Below are 20,965 nucleotides of genomic sequence, written 5' to 3'. Positions count from 1 at the left end.
AACTGGAACCGCATTCACAAGCGTAGTTGCCTCAGAGAGGACGCGGGCGATCGCATACTGTGCAGTTAGAAGCTGTTGGCTGCGTTTCTACTCAGTAATATCTGTAATTAAGATTGATCCGCCAGTTTCTGAGTGATAGACGCGGTTTTTCAACCAGTGATGCCATTTTGGATAGAAATACTCAAAATTTACTGTAACTTGTTCGGCAACAGCAGGGTGTAGTTCAGTGTAGAGTCGGCTATTAACTGCCTCAAGAAACTCCCAAATACTCTTGCCTAAGAAGTCTTCCTGATTCATCCCAGCTAGTTCGGCTAGCTTGTGATTAACGTAGGTGTAGCGCCATTCACGATCCAATTTGACAAAAGCATCGCTGATCCTAGCTAAGACCTGTTCAACGTCTTGGATGATAGTTGCTGGAACTTCAGCAGTCACAGTCTCTGCTCCTCATTTTTGAAAGTATTTAGCTAAAAGCGCCTTACCGGGTTCTGCCATCTGGTATAATAGTTTTTCAATTTGTTTGATAGCCAGTGGCGAAGGTCGTGTCCGTCTGTTTTACCAAAATTTGCGGCACTGCCGAATCTCACAAACCAACTGTGCAATCTTTGGCTGTTCGATAGCAGGCATAAACTAAATATATTTTTATTTTTCTCCCAGATATTGGAATATAGCATCTGCTATCACTCTGACTGCATCTATCTAGGGCCATAGAGGTTGTAAGTTGGTGATTATGTACTACATCAACTTTTATCCAAGCTATTTAAGCTAGTAATATAGTTGTTTCAATCTAGAAGATGAAAATATGAAGGTTTGGCTTGCTTGCTTTTTGGTGTTGTTTGCCTTGGCAGAACTGTTTGACTGGTTGCAAGAATTTAATCTGCCATTACCTATCTATATTTTGGGTGGCGCTTTTTTAGCTGTTGCTTCTAACTATGATAAAATCGTTGGCTCCTATTTTGATGATCCGAGTATCGAAGCATCACTCGAACAACCCCAGTTAGATTCACTAACCCCATCTACTAATCCTATTACTTTGGCAATTACCAGTCCTGTTGAAGATGCTCAAATATCTCAAACAGATGATTCGATTGTCTGATTCTGTGGTTGACGCTGCGCGTAAGCTTGCTTTAAGAGTAGGAATATGCCAAGGTCTCTCACCAGCAAGTAAATTGCTACATTAATAGAAAAGCTCAGGTTAATTAGCTTTTAACCTAAAGTCCGAAAATTAACTTCTGCGCCTGCAACATCTACCCAATTCAGGCTACCGCCGCAACGCCGTGATTAGTGGACTATTAGAAAAACTCCGTGTCCCCTTTACTAAAGTTCAAGATTCTCGTGAAACTTCCAAGAGCAAAAGCTGGTTGCAAATTATTTTGCTTACTAGTGTGGGAGTCACTGCCTTTATCTGGGGAGTTCGAGAACTCAAATGGTTAGAGCCTTGGGAGTTAAGAGTTTATGACCAGATGTTGCGATCGCGTCCAGTACAACCACCTGATCGGCGGATTTTATTAGTAAAAATCACTGATGACGATCTCAAACGAGAGAAATGGACTCTATCAGCTCGGACAATCAATCAGCTGTTAGAGAAAATAGAGTCTTATCAACCGCGGATTGTTGGTTTATATCTTTTCCAACCAGAAGACAACAATTTGGCAGCAAAGGAGCAAAATCAAGATAACATCATCAGCACCTGCTTGTTCAGCAGCTTGGGTAGAGATGAAATTCCACCGCCACCCAATTTTCCTATAGATAATGTTGGGTTTAGCGATGTAGTTACTGATAATCAAAACGATCAAATTCTCCGCCGCAGTTTGTTATTTGCTAACTCTACAGACAAAAAATGTACAACATCATTTGCATTTGGTGCGCTAATAGCAATTAATTATCTGGAAAAACAAGGCATTGAATACCAGTTCACTAAGAAAGGGGAATTTCAGTTAGGTAAAACCCTCTTCCCGCGTTTACAAGCTAATTCCGGTAGCTATCAACATCTGGATGCAGATGGCTATCAAATATTATTAAATTACCGTGACCCCAACAGCTTCGCTGACCAAGTAACCCTTACAGAAGTCCTTAGTGGTCAAGTCAAGCGCAGTTTAGTCAATGACCGTCTTGTAATTATTGGCACAACAGCAGCTAATCTCCCTCCAGGTGGCTTTTATACGCCTTACAGTACTTTGCCAGATCAACCAGCCAGAATGCCTGCTTTGTTTATTCATGCACAGATAGCAAGTGAACTCATCAGTACAGTGTTGGATGGGCGACCTTTAATTTGGTATTGGCCCGACTGGGCGGAATTTATTTGGGTGTGGAGCTGGTCGCTTTTAGGTGGAATTATAGTATGGCGGTGGCAAAATCCGTTGCTGTTGCTAGTTGTGGGAGGGACAACTCTACTTGGCTTAGTAGGAATCTGCGTTGCTTTGTTTTTGCAAGCTGGATGGGTGCCATTAGTTCCCTCTGCTCTTGCTTTGGTGATTAGTAGTATCAGCGTTATAGCTTATACTAGCTACCAAAATCAGCAGCAAACTCAGGTGATTATTCTGCAAGTTGAAAAACAACAAGAAGCGATCGCCCAATTAAATGTCCTATTAGAAGATAAAACAGTAGCTCCCGATTCGGATCTTGATTTTTTTCCCCCAGTTGATTCACCAGAAATAAAATCAGGTGATTTGCTTTTGAGTGGACGCTACAAAATCTCTCAAACTCTCGGTACTGGTGGATTTGGTCGCACTTATTTAGCAGAGGATACTCAACGACCAGGTAATCCTACTTGTGTAGTGAAAAAGTTAATGCCAGCCCGTCAAGATACACGATTTTTGCAAGTTGCTCGTAGGTTATTTAATAGTGAAGCTGAAATTTTAGAATCTTTGGGGAAACATGATCAGATTCCCGAACTACTTGCTTATTTTGAAGATGACCAAGAATTCTATTTAATTCAACAATATATCGAGGGACATACTTTAAGTGAAGAATTACCACCTGTACAGCATGTGCAAAATGAATCATTTGTGACGGAGATGTTCAAACAAGTTTTAGAAGTTCTAGAATTTGTTCACCAGCATCGAGTGATTCATCGTGACCTCAAACCGACTAATATTATTAGATGCGCTGAAGATAATCGGCTGGTGTTGATTGATTTTGGCGCTGTCAAATTGATGCAACCACCGAGTAGTGAGCAAACAGAATTAGCGACAGTAGCCATCGGGACGCGGGGTTATGCACCTCCAGAACAATTTGCCGGTCATCCCCGCTTATGCAGTGATATTTACGCTTTAGGAATGATTGGCATTCAAGCCATAACTGGGATACCACCGCAAGAACTGCACCCAGATCCAGAAACGGGTAATGTGATGTGGCGGCAAACGGTGCAAGTCAGCGAAGAATTAGCGGTAATTTTAGATAAAATGGTTTGTTATCATTTTAGCGATCGCTATCAATCAGCCGCCGCAGTTTTACAAGATTTGAAACGGATCTAGCCTTGGCAATAATAAATCGTTTGGTGCTAAGTAGTCAGACAGAATTAATTACGCAATGATAGACTTCTGTGCCAGTGAGTTGAAAGTCTTCGGGCAAAATAACAACTTGATGAGTGCCATCAGTGCTGAGTTTGGCAGTGTTCATGATCTGACTTTTCTTCTGCTTCAGTTGCTGATCATTAAACTATAGCGTTTCTGATTTACATGTAATACACTAAAATCCAGTATTATCCTAACAAATATCATCGTCATACATCTATGAAAAAAGCACTTATACATCAAACTGCTTTACTATTTACATGTTCTATGCTACTAGTAGCTTGTGGTAAAAGTGGCAGTAATGAAGCAAATTCTGCAAATAATCCAACAGTAACAACAGGTGCAGCTAATGCTATTCCTATCGGTATCGCCTTTGCACAAACGAGCAATGTAGCATTACTTGGTCAAGAAGGAACTGATGGAGTAAAAATTGCCCAGAAGTATTTTAATGACAAAGGAGGTATCAATGGTAGACCAATTAAATTAGTCTATCAAGATACTGGTGGCGATGAAGTTGGAGCCATTAATGCTTTTCAAACTTTAATAAGTAAAGATAAAGTTATTGGCATTGTTGGCCCTACCTTATCACAACAAGCTTTTAGCGCTGACCCCTTAGCAGAACGCAATCAAGTCCCAGTTATTGGAGCATCAAACACTGCTAAAGGCATTCCCGAAATTGGTGATTATGTGGCTCGTGTTTCTTCATCTGTTGCTGTCGTTGCTCCTTATTCGATAAAAGCTGCACTCAAGCAAAATCCTAATCTTAAAAGAGTAGCTGTATTCTACGCTCAAAATGACGCTTTCAATAAGTCGGAAACAGAAATATTTCAAAAAACTGTTAGAAATTTAGGATTGGATTTAGTCACAGTCCAAAAGTTTCAAACTACAGATACCGATTTTCAAGCTCAAGCCAGCGATGCTATTAATTTAAAACCAGATTTAGCGATTATATCCGGGTTAGCTGTAGATGGAGGTAATTTAGTTAAACAATTACGAGAACTTGGTTATAAAGGAATAATTGTTGGTGGCAATGGTTTTAACACATCCCATATATTTTCTGTGTGCAGAGCGCTTTGTGATGGCGTGATTGTGGCTCAAGCTTATAGCCCTATGTATGCCAGTAAAATTAACACCGCATTTCGCAAAGCCTATCTTGAACAATATCATAGAGAACCACCCCAAGTAAGTGCTCAAGCTTTTGCTGGGTTACAGGTATATGTAGAAGCTCTGCAATCTTTAGATAAAAAAAGCAACATTAACCAATTGACACTGCCACAGTTGCGTACAGAATTGAATCAGGAGTTACTAAAAGGAAAATATCAAACTCCTCTCGGTGAAATTGCTTTTACACCAGTAGGTGATGTAATTCAAAAAGAGTTTTACGTTGCAAAACTCAAGATGGAACCAAACGGTGTTGATGGTAAGTTTTCTTTTTTAAGCATAAAATAGTTGCACTATTGCCCATGCTATCCAAGATGCAAGAGGGACGCAGGGAAGCTTAAAGAATCTATCCCACTAATAAAATTATTTGAATCCAAATATGAATAGTAGCAAGATAAAAAAATGCATCAAAATAGACTTTTTAGCATTCACGTTTAAAATAAATGAAAGTAGATAGAGAGTATTTGCTTACCAACGTATTTGTATCATTATTAAATAGAACTTACGCACAAGCAACGGAAAATCAAACCGCAGAGTCCGCAGAGGACACGGAGGAATAAGAGTTTGAGAGGTTTTTTGCGTAAGTCTTATTAAAGTGAAACGGTATAAAGACTAGCTGAGGCGTAGATATAGGTGTACTGAGGAAGCTGGGAGCTTCATTGACGTTAGTTATAGCGATCGCACTTCAACTACTGGCATATTCCAGCACTCGTTCCCACTCCCAACACCAAGCAGTCTCTACCAATATTTCTTTGCCGTTGGTGAATTGGATGAATTCTTGTCGATTGTTATAAACATATCAGCAACTAGCCGATTACGCACATCATACCCCCATTTAGAAACTGCGGCATCCCATCACCAATGTTGCTGCGGATTACAGAGCGTCATAATTCAAGGTACTCGTCACGCCGTGTGGAGCGCTTCCATTGTTTCTGCAAAGCTCGGATTAAAATGATATTCTCCGTCCTCTAGCTGATCAAAAAATCTTACTATCCCTTGACAGTTTGTAGTATATGTATTATATAATAATGTTAATACAAAACCTTTGTTAAAAAGCAAAATCAAAAGCTGTGATCACAAAAAAACTGTTCTATTAATTTGTGCAGAATGTTAATGATTTAAATTGTCTGTATCTATGACTTTAATAAATTAAGTATGTGCAGGTAAGTTCGATGATGTTTGCCAACTCATTTGTAATGGGAAAGCAATCAATATAACTATATTTAAATAACGTCAGCGATCAGCGAACATCATTTGAGTAGAAGAAGGAAATTCGATATATTATCGCTTATCCTTGAACAGTCTTCATAAATTATTTCCTTACTCTAAACCTTTGTACAAGTAAATAAATGCTGCTGACAATCACAACGACACATTCCCCAGCAACAGAGTTAGGTTACCTGTTGCATAAACACCCAGACCGTTGTCAGTCTTTTGCCTTAAGTTTTGGAAAGGCACACATTTTCTACCCAGAAGCTAGTATAGAGCGATGTACGGCGGCGTTGTTGTTGGATGTTGATCCTGTGAAGTTGGTGCGGGGACGCGGTGCAAGGCTAGAACAATATGTAAGCGATCGCCCTTATGTTGCTTCTTCATTTTTAAGTGTAGCGATCGCTCAGGTGTTTAGTACGGCTTTAGGAGGTCGCTGCAAAGACTTACCACAATTGGCGCAAACCCCTATTCCTTTGGTAGCAAAACTATCAGTCTTACCTTGTCGTGGTGGTGAAGAGTTTCTGCGGCAATTATTTGAGCCGTTGGGCTATAGTGTCAGTGCCGAAGGTCATGCTTTAGATGAGGAATTCCCTGATTGGGGGCAGAGCCAATACTTTACCGTCGAACTTCAGCACACCTTGCCGCTTGGTGATTTGTTGAGTCATCTCTACGTTCTAATTCCGGTGTTGGATGACGATAAGCATTACTGGGTAGGCGATGAAGAAATCGAAAAATTACTCCGTCATGGTGAAGGCTGGTTAACTACCCATCCAGCGCGAGAGCAAATTACCAGGCGTTACCTGAAACGACAGCAACACTTAACTCGTCTAGCATTAGCTCAACTAGTAGAGTCAGACAATCCCGATCTTGATAGCACTGAAGAAAGCCATGCTAAAGAAGAGGCGGCGGTAGAAAAGCCGATTAGCCTGAATCAGCAGCGTTTAGATACTGTGATTGCGGCTTTAAAACAAAGCAATGCAAAGCGGGTGATTGATTTAGGTTGCGGTCAAGGCAATCTGCTGAAAATACTCCTTAAAGACGGTTTTTTTGAACAGATTACAGGTGTCGATGTTTCCTACAGGGCGCTAGAAGTTGCCCAAGAACGATTAGACCGTCTGCGCCTGACGCGTAACCAGTGGGAACGCGTACAACTGATCCAAGGCGCACTCACTTACCAGGATAAACGCTTTAGTGGCTATGATGCTGCTACAGTGATTGAGGTGATTGAGCATCTTGATTTGCCTCGGTTGGGAGCATTTGAGCGGGTTTTGTTCGAGTTTGCCCAACCCCAAACGGTGCTGGTGACAACGCCGAATATTGAATACAATATCAAGTTTGAGAATCTCCCGGCGGGAAAACTGCGACATCAAGACCACCGCTTTGAATGGACGCGATCGCAGTTTCAAAACTGGGCAAACCAAGTAGCAGAAGGCTTTGGCTACACTGTGGAATTTCAACCTATAGGGACAGAAGATCCAGAAGTCGGTTCACCCACACAGATGGGGGTGTTTAGAAGATGAGCTGGCAAAGCGACCCTCGGTCTACCGAAGAACTGATAGAACTGGCTCTCAAGTCAGAAAATGACAATAATCTAGTTGCGATTTTGCACTTTCGCGGCAATCAGGAAGTTTTTCAGGCTGCGTCAAAGTTATGTAATAGTCATAACCCACAGGAAAGACAATTAGGCGCTGATATATTAGGTCAGCTTGGGATACCCCATCGGGCTTTTCTTAATGAGTCTTTAACGATTTTACTAAGATTGATTGAATGTGAGCAAAATACTGATGTCCTCAACTCAATTGGAATTGCATTCGGACATCTGCACGATGTTAGAACGATCGCCCCATTAATTCGACTCAAAAGCCACCCCAGCCCATCTGTGCGTTATGGAGTTGTCTTTGGTCTTCTGGGATATGAAGATGAATTAGCAATCAGCACTCTGATTGAATTGTCTTCAGACCAGGATGAAGAGGTGGGAAATTGGGCAACTTTTGGATTAGGTTCGCAAATTGAAACTGATACAACAGCTATTCGAAAAGCACTTTATCAGCGTTTTGTCAATGAGAATACAGATGAAAACTATGAAATTTCTGGAGAAGCATTAGTTGGTTTAGCCAAAAGAAAAGACTCACGAATATTAACTCGATTGATAGAAGAATTATTGTCTGACTATGTTGGTGTACTTGCCGTTGAAGCAGCAGAAGAATTTGCCGACTCAAGACTTTATCCAGCTTTGATGCAATTACAACAGTGGTGGACTAAAGATAATGACTTGCTAGAAAGCGCTATAAATAATTGCCAGGAGGAAACTTAATGAAGCTGACTATTCCTGAACTATCCCTAATTGTCCTCATCGGTGCTTCTGGTTCCGGGAAATCGACCTTTGCTTGTAAGCACTTTCAACCTTTTGAGGTGCTGTCTTCCGACTTTTGTCGTGGGTTGGTATCAAATGAAGAAAATAGCCAGTCTGCTACCAAAGATGCTTTTGAAGTGCTGCGCTTCATTGCTGACAAACGGCTAGCAGCAGGTAAACTGACAGTAATTGATGCGACCAACGTGCAGATGGAAGACCGCAAACCCTTACTGCAAATGGCACGGCAGTATCACAGTTTCGCGATCGCCATCGTCCTCGATCTCCCAGAAGAATTATGCCACGAACGTAACCAACTCCGTAGCGACCGCCAGTTTGGTCTCCATGTAGTGCGTCGTCATACTCAAATGTTACGGCGTTCTCTACGGGGTTTAGAAAAGGAAGGCTTTCGCTATGTCTACACTCTCAAATCTTTAGAAGAAATTGCATCCGTCGAAATTGAGCGCCAGCCTTTGTGGAACAACCTCAAACACGAACATGGCCCCTTTGACATCATTGGGGATATTCATGGCTGTTGTGATGAACTCGAAATATTACTTCAACAGCTAGGCTATCAAAAAGGCGGGGAGACAAAGGAGCAAAAAAGCAGAGAAGAAGAATTGTCTATTTCCTCTATTTCACTCTGGAATGCCCCTACTTACTACCACCCAGAGGGGCGCAAAGCCGTATTTTTAGGAGATTTAGTAGACCGGGGGACGCGGATCTTAGATACAGTTAAACTAGTGCGAAACATGGTTGACGCAGGTACAGCTTTCTGCATTCCTGGTAATCATGAAAACAAACTATTGCGTAAACTACGCGGTAAAAATGTCCGGGTTAATCATGGGTTAGAGCAAACCCTAGCTGAAATTGAGGCTTTACCTGATCAGGTGCGCGAACCTTTCACCAAAGAACTGCAAAAGTTTCTGGATTCCTTGATCAGTCACTACCTCTTAGATGATGGGCGGTTAGTGGTGGCTCACGCGGGGATGAAACAGGAAATGCAAGGACGGGGGTCTGGTGGTGTGCGCGAGTTTGCTCTTTATGGCGAAAGTACTGGTGAGATTGATGAATTTGGTTTACCCGTCCGCTACAACTGGGCAGGAGAGTATCGCGGTGAAGCAATGGTGGTTTACGGACATACCCCTGTGCCAGAAGCAGAATGGCTGAATAACACTATTGATATAGATACAGGCTGCGTCTTTGGTGGCAAACTCACTGCCCTCCGCTATCCAGAAAAGGAACTGGTGAGCGTTCCTGCTGCTTGTGTATATTGTGAACCTGTGAAACCTTTGGTACAGAACACAGCAACACGCACATCCCAACAAGAATTGGATGATGTATTGTACATTGAGGACGTTGTGGGTAAACGGATCATCAACACCCGACTTCAGTCCAACATTACCATTCGCGAAGAAAATGCGATCGCGGCTTTAGAAGTGATGAGCCGTTTTGCCACCAACCCGAAATGGCTGATTTATTTGCCCCCCACTATGTCCCCGGTAGAAACATCTCTATTGCCAGGATTTTTGGAACATCCAGCCCAAGCCTTTACTTACTACCAAAACCAGGGAATTACCCAAGTAGTCTGCGAGGAAAAACACATGGGTTCGCGGGCGGTTGTGATTATTTGCCGAGATATGGCAGCTGCCGAGAAACGATTTGGTGTAGTAAATGAGGGAATCGGTATCTGCTATACGCGCACGGGACGGAGGTTTTTCGATGATTCAGCATTAGAGACAGAATTTTTGGCGCAGGTAAATCTTGCCCTCTCCCAGAGCGGCTTTTGGTCAGAATTTCAAACCGATTGGGTGTGTCTAGATTGTGAATTAATGCCGTGGTCAGCTAAAGCACAGGGGCTACTACGAGAACAGTATGCACCTGTTGGAGTGGCATCACGCCTTGCCCTCAATGACGCTGTTAGCTGTTTACAACAAGCAAGCGATCGCGGCGTAGATATCAGCACCCAACTCAGTCATTACCAACAGCGTGCAGATATGGCACATCAATACGTCACTGCCTACCGCCAATACTGCTGGTCTGTCACTGATATTTCTGGATTAAGATTAGCCCCTTTCCACATCTTAGCAACAGAAGGAGCTGTCCATATCGACAAAGACCATCGCTGGCACATAGAGCAAATTACCAAAATCTGCCAAAAAAACCCTGCCTTGCTCCTAGCTACTGCCTACAAAGTAATAGATTTGACTGACCCCAGCAGTCAGGCAGAGGGGATTTATTGGTGGGAAAAATTTACCAAAGTCGGGGGTGAAGGTATAGTTGTCAAATCTATGGACTTTATTGTTCGAGGTCGTCGCGGCATTATCCAGCCCGCAGTCAAATGTCGCGGACAAGAATATCTGCGGATTATCTATGGGCCTGAATATTCAACCCCAGAGAATCTGCAACGTCTGCGCCAACGTGGGTTATCTCACAAGCGTTCTCTGGCTATGCGCGAGTTTGCTTTGGGTGTTGAGGCATTGGAGCGATTCATCGCCCATACCCCTCTGTGCCGCGTACATGAATGTGTTTTCGGTATTCTGGCATTGGAAAGCGAACCCGTCGATCCACGACTTTAAATTTTGAAGCTTTAGAGTCAATACAGTTCACTTTCTTCTAATACTACGCTTGCTTTGTCACTCCTGAGTTGATGTTTTTTGCTGAGAGAAATTGGCTCGTCTCGGATGCTAACGTTGAACCAGTAGTCATATTGAGCGATTGTTGGGAAATATTGATCCTATCCAAGCAGAAAAAATGCAAGATAGATAGAGTCTTTATAAACTAAGTAAAAAAACTGAAAGTAGTTAGTTTAGATGCAAATATTAATATCTGTCGTAGTTTACAAACGTGGCAAAATAGCAAAGAGCGATCGCACAAGTACGGAGAACTGCTTCAAGCTGGTGTAAAGGAACCATTGCGTAGTATCATCATTAATAGTTGAGAATAAGCGATCGCGATCGCCCACCAAGACTTAAAACCACCTTTGTTTTTCCCGGTGTGTAGTCGCCTACGCCAAACGTCTCAAAGAGTTGCAGCTTGTCGTCACACATCGCTTAACTTTTGGAACGCCTTGCAAACAAGATATGTTAAATTTGTTTATTTATACTTACGTAAACTTTGTAAAACAAGATACATTAAATGGTAGTTTAGTAGCAAAGGAACCAAAAAGTATGGCCGTTAGTAGCCCTGAAGTCATCCGTCATATATTGATCGGCTTGGGATATTTAGCTCCTGAGATTGACCCTAAGCCGGATCTGACAAAATTTGCTCCCTGGAAACGGAATAACAACTCCTTGACGGATGATCCTACTGAAGAAGCGATTAAAAAGTTTCAGAAACAATACTCACAAAAACTTGTAGTAAATGGTAATGCTGATGCTGAGACTCGAAGTGTAATGGAAAATACAGTCGAAGGGCTTCAGAATAGATTGAAGTTTCATGGTTTTGCAACCAATAGTGAAATTCCAAAAGACTTGCCTTTTTATGGGCCAGCCACTTATATCGCAGTCAAAAAATTTCAGAAATCTCAGGGTTTAACTGAAAATGGCATTGCCACTATTGAACAGCGTCAAATTCTCCAGCAACCTAGTCTAACAAATAAGCCACAGTCACAACTCAAGCTGATAGATTTGTGCTTGCAATTCCAAAAGAATCCTCAAAATCCTTCTTACATCGCAGCCCTAAATAACTTACAACAAAATCTACCCAAGGACGTTTTACACAAAGTTACTAACAAATGGCGAGGGACAAATGATCAAAATCCTGAGATTGTCAAGCTGACGAATGTATTTACTTATTATGATGACAACAATGCAAACCATCGTGATGCACTAAATCACTTACAAAGTCAGATCACTCCAGCCATCTCAAAAGCATTTTTGAGTCTGTGGAATAAAAAGTAAAGAAATGGGATATACAGCAGAATTCAGAAAACTCTGAGTTAAGCGAAAAACCGGAGCGGAGGTTTCCTTTTGTGAGGTGGGCAACATCAGCACTCTAATTATGCTTTGGTTTTTGTGGAACAGCTTATAACGCACCATAGTTGTATGGCCATGTGTTAAGCGCTCTGATCATGTTTTTGATTAGAAGTTATATTGAGAAAATTATTAACGCCTAGACGTGTGAAATAGCATTTATTTCCTTTAAACAGTCGATAATGTAAATAAATGTAATAAAATCCTCAGGCAGGATAGAAGCATCTATGCGTGTAATTTTGATGACCGGTAAAGGCGGCGTGGGCAAAACTTCTGTTGCTGCTGCAACTGGACTCCGTTGTGCGGAACTAGGCTATCAGACATTGGTTTTAAGTACAGATCCCGCTCACTCCCTGGCAGACAGTTTTGACATGGAACTGGGACATGCACCCCAAAAAATTCGCCCAAATCTGTGGGGTGCAGAACTGGATGCGCTGCAAGAATTGGAGGGAAATTGGGGTGCTGTGAAACGTTACATTACTCAAGTTTTACAGGCAAGGGGTTTAGACGGAATACAGGCGGAAGAATTGGCAATTTTACCAGGCATGGATGAGATTTTTGGCTTGGTAAGGATGAAACGCCATTATGATGAAGGTGAGTTTGATGTCTTAATTATCGACTCAGCCCCCACTGGCACAGCACTGCGCTTGCTGAGTTTACCTGAAGTCGGTGGCTGGTATATGCGCCGTTTCTACAAACCATTTCAAAACATCTCGGTGGCACTTCGACCTCTGGTTGAACCTTTTTTTAGACCTATTGCTGGTTTTTCGCTACCTGATAAAGAGGTGATGGATGCACCTTATGAGTTTTATGAGCAAATTGAAGCTCTGGAAAAAGTATTAACAGACAATACTCAAACCTCAGTGCGTCTGGTCACTAATCCTGAAAAGATGGTGATTAAAGAGTCTCTACGTGCCCATGCTTATCTGAGTTTGTATAATGTTGCAACAGATTTAGTAGTGGCTAATCGGATTATTCCAAGCGTTGTCCAAGATCCATTTTTCCAACGTTGGAAGGAAAGTCAGGAACAATATCGCCAGGAAATTCATGATAATTTTCACCCTCTACCTGTGAAAGAAGTTCCCCTGTTTTCTGAGGAAATGTGTGGATTGGCTTCATTAGAACGCCTGAAGGAAACCCTTTATAAAGATGAAGATCCAACTCAGGTTTATTACAAAGAAACGACTCTTAGAGTCGTGCAACAGGAAAACCAATACAGCTTAGAACTTTACTTACCTGGTATTCCTAAAGACCAAGTTCAACTGAGTAAAACCGGAGACGAATTAAACATTACTATTGGCAACCATCGTCGTAACTTAGTTTTGCCGCAAGCCTTAGCAGCACTACAACCAGCAGGGGCAAAGATGGAAGACGACTATCTGAAAATCAGCTTTACTGACAATACAAGAGTTTAAGTTTGTTGCTCCGGCAATATTTGACAAATAGTCAAAATCAAAAAGCAAGAATATTTTCTCGTAGCTAGTACAGACGCAATTCTTTTAGCGTCTGTTTTTATGATTTTTTGGTGAATTTTTATAAGAGGTAAATAAAGATTTTTCTTAATGATTTGCCCGTAGTTATACTGAAGACAAATTGATTAAATAAATTTCAAAATGGCTTTAGATTTAATTATGCAAGTTTACGAATTATTAATTTATTTTGTTATAAGCAATGACTTCTAACCCTGACCAAGATTTACCCTTATATCGCCATCAAGAAAGTTTACTACGCCGGATTACAAACCGTATCCGACGAAGTTTGGAGTTCAAAGAAATTATCACAGTGACAACGGCAGAGGTGCGATCGCTACTGAAAACTGACCGAGTGATGATTTATAAATTTCATGCCGATGGCAGTGGTCAAGTGATTGCTGAGTCAATTTACGAAAATCGGTTGCCGTCGCTAGTGGGATTGAATTTTCCTGCTGACGATATTCCACTTACTGCCCGTGAACTATTTATCAAATCACGACTGCGTTCGGTTGTTAATGTTGATACTCAAGAGATTGGTCAAAGTCACTTGCATGATTTGGAAAATGGAGAAACCATATCAGAGGAGATGCGTTACCGCCCTGTAGACTCCTGCCATGTTGAATATTTGACGGCAATGGGGGTAAAGTCCTCTATAGTAGCGCCTATTCTCTATCAAGATCAACTTTGGGGGCTACTGGTGTCTCATAATTCTGAAGCGCGTTTAATTTCAGAATATGAACTAGAAGCAGTACAGATGGTAGTCGATCAATTATCAGTGGCGATCGCTCAAAGTACCCTCCTGACTCAAGCCCGTGAAAAAGCCGAACGAGAAGCGATCATTAATCGCATTTCTATACTACTGCATTCACTACCCACGATTGTATTACAGCCAGCCTTAGAAGCCGCTGTTGCTGCGTTTGATGGTGTTGGTGGCAGGCTTTGCATTAGAAATGAAGCTTTTGATTTCCACAATGGCAGTGTAAGCAGCTTAACAGAATGCTTAATACCAGGAAATAGTTGTATCAAGCTTTATATCTGTGGACAGCAACCTGTGATGCCAGAACAAACTATATATCCACTGATCGAGCAGTATAGTGTCTGGCAAGAACACTATAAGTCTGGTAACTACGATGTTTGGGCGATTTTAGATATATATAACACTTCTAGCTTGCGAACTTTGCAAGTTGCTTTTCAACCAACTAAAATTCGCAGCATGTTGATGATCCCACTCCAGTATCGTCAGCAGTTGCTAGGCTATTTAAGTATTTTCCGCAATGAAATAGATACAGAAACTCTATGGGCGGGGCAGTATGACAGCGATCAAAGGCAACTCTACCCCCGACAATCCTTTGAAGTTTGGCGCGAATCTAAAAAGGCACAAGCTCGCAAATGGAAGCTTGAAGAGATTGAACTGGCTAGAGACATTGGTAAACACTTTGCCTCAGCAATTCAGCAGTATGAACTTTACCAACAGGTTCAAACCTTCAATGAAAATTTAGAGAAACAAGTCAAAAGACGTACACTTGAACTGCAACGGACAGCTGAACAACAACAGGCTGTGTTTAAAGTTATTGCCGAAATTCGTGAGTCTCTGGACACCGATACTATTTTTCAAACAACTACTAAAGAGGTTTGTCAATTAATCAAAGCTGATCGTGTTTCTGTTTATCGTTTTGATTCTGATTGGGGTGGGAAATTTGTTGGTGATTTTGAGGCTGCTAGTCCATATTGGTTGAATCAATCGGAACTAGGGATTAATACTATTTGGAATGACACCTACTTACAAAAGACACAGGGAGGGCGTTACCGTAATAATGAAACATTTGCCGTGGATGACATCTACAAGATGGGGTTTGCTCAGTGTCATATCGACAATCTAGAGCAGTTTCAAATTCACGCTTTTGTGCTTGCTCCGATCTTTGTTGGGCAAAAACTTTGGGGTTTGCTGGCAACTTATCAACACACCGGGCCCCGCCAATGGAAAAAATACGAAGTTAACTTTCTCAGTCAGATTGCTGGCCAAATGGGAGTAGCACTTCAGCAAGCAGAATTACTCAGGCAAACAAAACAGCAGACGTTAAGTTTGCGACAAGCGGCAGAACAACAACAGGTATTGTTTGAAGTTGTTGCCAAAATTCGGGAATCTCTTGATTTAAAGACAGTTTTTGCCGCAACTGTCTATGAAGTCCGTTGCTCTTTGAGTGCTGACAGAGTGGTAGTATACCGCTTTGACACGAATTCCGAACTTGATGAAGGTGAAATTGTTTCAGAAGGTGTTTTGCCAGAGTTTACTTCTGCTTTAACATTAAAAATTCAAGACAACTGCTTTAAGAAGAAGTATGATACCCTCTATCGTCAGGGACGCATCCATGCGATCGCTGATATCCACAACTCTGAACTGAATGTTTGTTATGTGCAAATGCTGGATCAACTCCAAGTTAAAGCTAATTTAGTTTTGCCATTGGCTAAAAGTAATGAACTGTGGGGTTTGTTGTGCATTCACCAGTGCGATCAACCGCGTGAATGGCAATCCTCAGAAATCCAGTTTGCTACCCAAGTTGCTGCACAGCTTTCTGTAGCACTGGAACAAGCTGATTTACTTGAACAAACCAAGCATCAGGCTGTTGATTTGCGACAAGCAGCAGAACAACAACAGGTATTGTTTGAAGTTGTTGCGAAAATCCGAAAATCTCTTGACTTAGATATGATTTTTCAGACTACCACTCAAGAAATTTGCAAATCACTGCAAGCGGATCGTGTGGCTGTCTATCGCTTTCATCCAGATTGGAGTGGTGAATATATCGCCGAGTTTGTAGGTGATGGTTGGATAAAACTGGTAGGTTCTGATTTCAAGACAGTTTGGGAAGATAGCTATTTACAGGAAACCCAAGGTGGACGATATCGCCATAATGAAAGCTATGTAGTTGATGATATCTATCAGTCTGGTCACTCGGAGTGTCACATTGCAGTTTTGGAGCAATTACAAGTAAAGGCGTATGCGATCGCACCCATATTTATCGGACAACAGCTATGGGGCTTGCTAGCAGCTTATCAGAATTCTGCACCCCGCCATTGGGAAGCCTCGGAAATTAAGTTTATTACTCAAATTGCTAATCAGCTTGGGGTTGCACTTCAACAAGCCCAATTACATAATCAAACCAAAGAGCAGACCCAAAAGCTGGCTGAAGCTTTGTATGATTTACAGCAAACTCAAACCCAACTGATCCAAACTGAGAAAATGTCCTCATTGGGTCAACTGGTAGCTGGTGTTGCTCACGAAATTAATAACCCGGTGAATTTCATTTATGGCAACATCAATCATGTCAACGATTACACCCAAGATTTACTTAGTATACTAGACCTCTATTTACAAAATACCCCCAACCCCAGCCCTGAGATTCGCGATCGCTCTGAAGAAATAGACTTAGAATTTATCATGGAGGATTTGCCCAAAACCCTATCTTCCATGAAAGTTGGAATTGATCGCATCCGACAAATTGTCTTGGGTTTACGGAATTTCTCCCGTCTTGATCAGGCAGAAATGAAGCCAGTTGATATTCATGAAGGCATTGATAGCACCTTACTAATTTTGCAGCATCGCTTAAAAGCAAAACCGGAAAGTCCGGCGATTAAATTAGTCAAAGAATACAGTGACCTTCCCTTAGTAGAGTGCTATGCCGGGCCACTAAATCAGGTATTTATGAATGTTTTAAGCAATGCGATCGATGCTCTAGAAGATTACGGTGAATCTCAATTAAATCCTCATAGCAATCAAATTACCATCTGTACTGCTCTTGGAGAGCTTGAAGGCAATATCAAGAGCGTAGTCATTCGCATTGCGGACAATGGCTCAGGAATACCTGAAGCCCTGAAAGCAAGAATCTGCGATCCATTTTTCACTACTAAGCCAGTGGGAAAAGGCACTGGCTTGGGGTTATCAATAAGTTATCAGATTGTCGTGGATAAACACGGTGGTGTGTTTAAATGTGATTCTCAGCCTGGGTTGGGTACAGAATTTTGGATTGAAATTCCGGTGATCCAAATCACCAAATCGTAGAAACAACTCCCGGAAGTTGGCTATATCTTTTTAACTTCTAAGTTGCACAGGCATAGCTAAATAAGTCATTTTCAAACCACCCAATGGTGTAAAAATTACTGGAGTTAGGCTTTGATTTAAATGCATTTGAATTTCGGAAGATGGTAACTCTTTCAAGCCTTCCATCAAATATTTAATGTTAAAAGCAATTTCTATATTCTCCCCAGAAATCTGTGCCGGCATTGATTCTCTACCACTGCCCACATCTTGAGCTTCACAAGATAAGGTAATTTCTTGGGCTTCGCTATCAATACTGAGCTTGACAATATTATTTTTCTGATCGGCTAGCACAGCAATCCGCTCTAAAGTGCTGACGAATTGTCGCCGTTCAATTGTTACTTGTCGCTCAAACTGGCGCGGGATTAATTGTCGATAGGCAGGATATTGCCCTTCTAATGTGCGACTAGTCAAGCGTTGATTTTGCCATGCAAATACAACTTGACCTTGATCAAAATATAAAGCTACAGGTTCATCTGATGAGGCGCTATGAGCTAGCATTCGTTGGAGTTCGCGTAATGCTCTAGCTGGTACTGTCACTTCTAATTGACTAGTTCCGCCTAGAGGACGTTCATTACTAGTTTCTACCACTGCTAGGCGATGTCCGTCGGTAGCTGCAAATTCTAGGGTATCTTGTTTAACTGTTAAATGCACTCCAGTGAGTACTTGTTTGGTTTCATCAGCACTGGTAGCAAACAATGAACCGCGTAAGCCCTCAATTAATGCGGTGGTGGTGAGATGGATTACTTCTGTATTTTCAATTATAGGTAGTTCAGGAAATTCTTCAGGCCCCATTGCTCGGACTTGGTAATGTCCACTCTTGGGTGTGAGTGTGACAATTAAACCTTCTCCACCGGGTGTTGCACCTGTGAGGGCTGATTCATCATCTAAAGTAATTTCGCCTTCTGGAAGCCGAGAGGTGATATCTACAAGTAATTTAGCAGGAAGTGCGATCGCACCTCCTTGCCATACCTCTGCGTTAAAGCTGGTGCGGATTCCCAAGCTGAGATCAAAGGCTGTTAAGCTTACCTGGTTAGTTTCAGCATCCGCTTGGAGCAGCACATTGGCAAGTACCGGATGAGTCGGCCGTGAAGGTACAGCACGACTGACGAGTGAGAGGTTTGTACTGAGATCGCTTTGGGAGCAAACTAATTTCATAAGTCAGATTCAGCTGGTGAAGGATATCGTAACATCCTTATTGTTTATAGGCGATCGCTGACGAAGTTGCTTAAGGGTAAAAAACTCGTTTAAACGATTGGTTACAATAAATCTCGGTCTGACAAATTACTAATAGAGAGCAAATGCTGGGGAATTCCTCCCATGCGCTCTAGAATGCTTTGCTCAGATGGCTGGATTTTCTCATCATGAGATGTAGAATTTTTCTGATCCTGTATTTATCACGTTAACAGGCGTCGAGGGGCGATTCCATCTCAGAAAGTAGGCAAAGGCGATCGCAATTTTTTGGTTAGTACAATCACTCCTACGCTTCAGAACTGTGAAAATTTAAACGTTTGCAGCTAATGTTGCTTGATGTATAAGAAACGCTTAAGTATTTCTTGCAAAGATATAAGCAGTTGCTGCAAACGTTTAATACTTTGCAACAATTGCTCTTCCATGTATAAGAAACGCTTAAGCCTTTCTTGCAAATGTATAAGCAGTTGCTGCAAACGTTTAATACTTTGCAACAATTGCTCTTCCATGTATAAGAAACGCTTAAATCATTGCAGCAATTGTTGCAATGACCTTATAAGATTATCTACTACCTGAATAGCAAAATTATCTAAGTGAAATTAACTAAAATTTAGGAGATGCGATGTCTACGATGGGCTATACCTAAGCAACTGATTTGTTATATTTTCCCATGACAATCAAACATATTTTGTATAAAATCGTACTATAAAAGTAGTGGCAGAGATGCATTATGGCACGTCGTAAAAGAAATTCTAGCGTTTTAGAACGAGCCGATCGCCGGATTGAAAGTTTACAATCTATCAGCGTAGAATTAGACTTTGGCCAAGGACTGACCATACAAGCTTATAATATGACAATTAACGATCTCCGGTCTAAGCTTGCTGCCTACAACACTGCGCTATCTACCATTGACAAACTCACAGATGATGTGAAAAACGCAGAACAGGCTGTAATCGCAATATCAGAAAAAATGTTACTAGGAGTTGCCAGCCGTTACGGTAAAACCAGCCAAGAATACGAGATGGCGGGTGGTATGCGACGAGGTAATAACAAGAATAAGCGACGCGCATCAGGCAATTCCAAACTCACTAATCCTTTAGCAATTGATTCTGTTAAGCTTTCTTCTGTAAATGGATCTATAAATGGGGCATCGGCTGCGATCGTAAGTTAGCTAGCTAAAATACAATAGAAAATCAATGCTTACCCAACGGGAGATTCCCAACATTGTCATTCTCCCGTTCAAGGAGTAATAAGCCGTAAATTAGAAATTCCTAGAAAATCTTTGATGTTGTGAGTGACTAAGGGTAAGTCATGGCGTAGAGCCGTTGCAGCAATCCAAGCGTCTTGAGGTGAAATCGATCGTCCTGCGCTTTGTCACTCTACACGCACCTGCGCCCATTGCCGACAAAGGTTTGATCAACCGGAATAATCAGGTAATTTGACAGGTATTGCTCTAGCTGTGCGAGGCGACGATCGCCCCACTGACGCAATAATTGCCAATTCCTGACTACTCAAAAGTGGTAAGTAAGGGTCAGCATAGTCACTACCTTTAAAAATGAAGGAGGCAATGTCAGTATCGATAAGCAGAAGACTCATAGGAGTTTGATTAGATTACCTCTTGGCGCTGCTGTCGCAGGAAGGTGAGGAAGTCTTCAATGGAGTCTTCTTCGGGCCAAAAGTTAGCGGCGAGATCCTTGAGGTTATGAACGGTCGTGCGGTACCTCGTTCCCAGTCAGAGACTGGGAATGCCTAATGGGAGGCTCCGCCTCAAGACTGGCGGCAGAGCCGCAATTGATTTGCATTTCCAGTCTCTGACCATTAGTGACAACTTAATACATAATTACTTTTGTCAATTCGTAATTATCTAGGACTTACGCATTGACAAAAAATCTCACCCATGTGTACTAAGCAGCACAAATATTGGTGAGATTGTTCACAATGTACTCGCGCACCACTAAAGTGAATAAGTTCCTTTGCAATTCATACCAATTGGAAATTAT

At 41.8% G+C, this 20,965-nt stretch carries 15 protein-coding genes; 11 read left to right on the top strand and 4 right to left on the bottom strand.

All coding sequences use genetic code 11. The features are described 5' to 3' along the window. Positions 1–87 precede the first annotated feature (87 nt). Positions 88–432, bottom strand: a complete 345-nt coding sequence (locus tag V7K48_RS22395) for a PAS domain-containing protein (protein WP_335075465.1) — start codon at positions 430–432, stop codon at positions 88–90. 367 nt (positions 433–799) lie between these two features. Between V7K48_RS22395 and V7K48_RS22390 the strand changes: the two genes are divergently transcribed. The 10 genes from V7K48_RS22390 (at position 800) to V7K48_RS22345 (ending at position 17,738) form a co-directional block, all read left to right on the top strand. Next, positions 800–1,093: a hypothetical protein gene (locus tag V7K48_RS22390; RefSeq protein WP_335075463.1), complete on the top strand. Its 294-nt coding sequence runs from the start codon at positions 800–802 to the stop codon at positions 1,091–1,093. A gap of 181 nt (positions 1,094–1,274) precedes the next feature. Then, positions 1,275–3,473 carry a CHASE2 domain-containing protein gene (locus tag V7K48_RS22385; RefSeq protein ID WP_335075461.1) on the top strand — a complete coding sequence of 733 codons (2,199 nt, stop codon included), beginning with the start codon at positions 1,275–1,277 and terminating at the stop codon, positions 3,471–3,473. A 258-nt stretch (positions 3,474–3,731) separates the two neighbouring features. Next, the gene (locus V7K48_RS22380; RefSeq protein WP_335075459.1) at positions 3,732–4,961 is read left to right on the top strand and encodes an ABC transporter substrate-binding protein; all 1,230 of its coding nucleotides are present in this window, start codon (positions 3,732–3,734) and stop codon (positions 4,959–4,961) included. 371 nt (positions 4,962–5,332) lie between these two features. Then, positions 5,333–5,467, top strand: a complete 135-nt coding sequence (locus V7K48_RS22375; protein WP_335075457.1) for a hypothetical protein — start codon at positions 5,333–5,335, stop codon at positions 5,465–5,467. A 555-nt stretch (positions 5,468–6,022) separates the two neighbouring features. After that, entirely contained in the window at positions 6,023–7,405 is a 1,383-nt protein-coding gene (locus V7K48_RS22370) for a 3' terminal RNA ribose 2'-O-methyltransferase Hen1 (RefSeq protein ID WP_335075455.1), read from the top strand. Beyond that, positions 7,402–8,199 (top strand): hypothetical protein, encoded by a 798-nt coding sequence (locus V7K48_RS22365; RefSeq protein ID WP_335075453.1) that lies wholly within the window; start codon positions 7,402–7,404, stop codon positions 8,197–8,199. Before V7K48_RS22370 ends, V7K48_RS22365 begins: the two co-directional genes overlap by 4 nt. After that, complete coding sequence (locus tag V7K48_RS22360) at positions 8,199–10,814, top strand: polynucleotide kinase-phosphatase (protein WP_335075451.1); 2,616 nt, start codon at positions 8,199–8,201, stop codon at positions 10,812–10,814. The genes V7K48_RS22365 and V7K48_RS22360 overlap by 1 nt, the downstream gene beginning before the upstream one ends. 591 nt (positions 10,815–11,405) lie before the next feature. Next, complete coding sequence (locus V7K48_RS22355) at positions 11,406–12,137, top strand: peptidoglycan-binding domain-containing protein (protein WP_335075449.1); 732 nt, start codon at positions 11,406–11,408, stop codon at positions 12,135–12,137. A gap of 299 nt (positions 12,138–12,436) precedes the next feature. Beyond that, entirely contained in the window at positions 12,437–13,624 is a 1,188-nt protein-coding gene (locus tag V7K48_RS22350) for a TRC40/GET3/ArsA family transport-energizing ATPase (protein ID WP_335075447.1), read from the top strand. Between the two features lie 256 nt (positions 13,625–13,880). Further along, a complete protein-coding gene (locus V7K48_RS22345; RefSeq protein WP_335075445.1) occupies positions 13,881–17,738 on the top strand; it encodes a GAF domain-containing protein in 3,858 nt (1,285 codons plus the stop codon). Between the two features lie 30 nt (positions 17,739–17,768). On the opposite strand, the gene dnaN is transcribed toward V7K48_RS22345, so the two are convergent. Together dnaN and V7K48_RS22335 are read right to left on the bottom strand one after the other, a co-directional pair. Next, a complete protein-coding gene (gene dnaN, locus V7K48_RS22340; protein WP_334969306.1) occupies positions 17,769–18,932 on the bottom strand; it encodes a DNA polymerase III subunit beta in 1,164 nt (387 codons plus the stop codon). 359 nt (positions 18,933–19,291) lie between these two features. Continuing rightward, complete coding sequence (locus tag V7K48_RS22335; protein WP_335075443.1) at positions 19,292–19,474, bottom strand: hypothetical protein; 183 nt, start codon at positions 19,472–19,474, stop codon at positions 19,292–19,294. 221 nt (positions 19,475–19,695) lie between these two features. Between V7K48_RS22335 and V7K48_RS22330 the strand changes: the two genes are divergently transcribed. Then, on the top strand, positions 19,696–20,136 hold the full coding sequence (locus V7K48_RS22330) for a hypothetical protein (protein WP_335075441.1): 441 nt from the start codon (positions 19,696–19,698) through the stop codon (positions 20,134–20,136). Between the two features lie 245 nt (positions 20,137–20,381). Here V7K48_RS22330 and V7K48_RS22325 read toward each other — a convergent pair whose 3' ends face one another. Further along, positions 20,382–20,561, bottom strand: coding sequence for a hypothetical protein (locus tag V7K48_RS22325; protein WP_335075439.1), 180 nt, complete (start codon positions 20,559–20,561; stop codon positions 20,382–20,384). Positions 20,562–20,965 lie beyond the last annotated feature (404 nt).

This window comes from Nostoc sp. (genome assembly GCF_036919615.1).
Classification (GTDB): domain Bacteria; phylum Cyanobacteriota; class Cyanobacteriia; order Cyanobacteriales; family Nostocaceae; genus Nostoc.
Note: the sequence above shows the minus strand (reverse complement) of the source record. Positions and strands in the feature narration are given on the sequence as shown.

Bases quoted from the DNA above. Each gene is read 5' to 3' on its own strand.
- V7K48_RS22390 (WP_335075463.1), top strand. From the start codon at position 800: ATGAAGGTTTGGCTTGCTTGCTTTTTGGTGTTGTTTGCCTTGGCAGAA.
- V7K48_RS22380 (WP_335075459.1), top strand. From the start codon at position 3,732: ATGAAAAAAGCACTTATACATCAAACTGCTTTACTATTTACATGTTCT.
- V7K48_RS22370 (WP_335075455.1), top strand. From the start codon at position 6,023: ATGCTGCTGACAATCACAACGACACATTCCCCAGCAACAGAGTTAGGT.
- V7K48_RS22365 (WP_335075453.1), top strand. From the start codon at position 7,402: ATGAGCTGGCAAAGCGACCCTCGGTCTACCGAAGAACTGATAGAACTG.
- V7K48_RS22360 (WP_335075451.1), top strand. From the start codon at position 8,199: ATGAAGCTGACTATTCCTGAACTATCCCTAATTGTCCTCATCGGTGCT.
- V7K48_RS22355 (WP_335075449.1), top strand. From the start codon at position 11,406: ATGGCCGTTAGTAGCCCTGAAGTCATCCGTCATATATTGATCGGCTTG.
- V7K48_RS22350 (WP_335075447.1), top strand. From the start codon at position 12,437: ATGCGTGTAATTTTGATGACCGGTAAAGGCGGCGTGGGCAAAACTTCT.
- V7K48_RS22345 (WP_335075445.1), top strand. From the start codon at position 13,881: ATGACTTCTAACCCTGACCAAGATTTACCCTTATATCGCCATCAAGAA.
- dnaN (WP_334969306.1), bottom strand. From the start codon at position 18,932: ATGAAATTAGTTTGCTCCCAAAGCGATCTCAGTACAAACCTCTCACTC.
- V7K48_RS22335 (WP_335075443.1), bottom strand. From the start codon at position 19,474: ATGGAAGAGCAATTGTTGCAAAGTATTAAACGTTTGCAGCAACTGCTT.
- V7K48_RS22330 (WP_335075441.1), top strand. From the start codon at position 19,696: ATGGCACGTCGTAAAAGAAATTCTAGCGTTTTAGAACGAGCCGATCGC.
- V7K48_RS22325 (WP_335075439.1), bottom strand. From the start codon at position 20,561: ATGAGTCTTCTGCTTATCGATACTGACATTGCCTCCTTCATTTTTAAA.